This window comes from Vibrio sp. 10N.261.52.A1, assembly GCF_002876325.1.
Classification (GTDB): domain Bacteria; phylum Pseudomonadota; class Gammaproteobacteria; order Enterobacterales; family Vibrionaceae; genus Vibrio; species Vibrio chagasii.
Genome location: NZ_MCYD01001018.1, coordinates 1 through 855 on the forward strand (window position 1 = coordinate 1; position 855 = coordinate 855).

At 38.0% G+C, this 855-nt stretch carries 1 protein-coding gene; it reads right to left on the bottom strand.

The features are described from left to right. Window positions 1–855, bottom strand: an 855-nt coding sequence (locus BCT81_RS22080) for a winged helix-turn-helix domain-containing protein (protein ID WP_241908259.1), incomplete at both ends; no start/stop codon positions are given.

Here is an 855-nt window from a genome sequence, read left to right on the forward strand (position 1 = left end):
TCTAACTTCAGAGCTGTCATTTTTTATTTTGTATGAATGCAAGTAGTTATGGGCTTTATTCTTATAAACTATCGAAAAATCGGTCTCAAAAACACCTTCGCCATTTTTAGTTACTGTTATATCAATATGCCTAGCTCTACAGTCCTTATATGAGCTTACTCGGATTATTCCCTCCATACTATCAAGGTCTAACATCCCCGTATGATCTACAAGGTTATATGAGATGTTTTCTGTGGACACCAAACGCTGGGTCATATTTTTGTTGATATTATTTGTGTTATAGCAACCTCTAATGAGTGACAAGGAGGAAATAGCCAGCATTAACATGAATAGCTTTTTAAGATAAACCAGAGTTTCGCGAGGTTTATTCGACGGCTCTTGGTTGTCGATTACTTCGACAGGTACTGAGACTTCGCTTGTTGCTCCATCTATGGCAGCAGCGGCTACTGTGTCGTCCTCCTGGGTTTCGGAAGTTAGACTGGTTTCAGTTGGTGAATGGCTTTCAGTAGGTAGATGGGCTTCTGATGACTCTTCATTGGATATTTTCTCAAGCAAATAGCCAGCTTTACTCACCGTGGTGAGCTTTGTATTTTTAATACCAATCGTTTTGAGCGACTTTCTTAACGTACTGATCGTATTGGTTAGAGATTGATCAGAGACAATGGCACCGTTCCAACATTCACTAAAAAGCTCATCTTTACTCACACATCGACCATTATGGTTATGCAAATAGAGTAAAACACGGAATGGTTTTGGCCTTAGTTTGATTAAGGTTTTATTTTCGATATTCATTATCGAACGATCGCTCAGGTTTATATGTAACTCATCATTAATTACAAGTGAATTATCATTAAT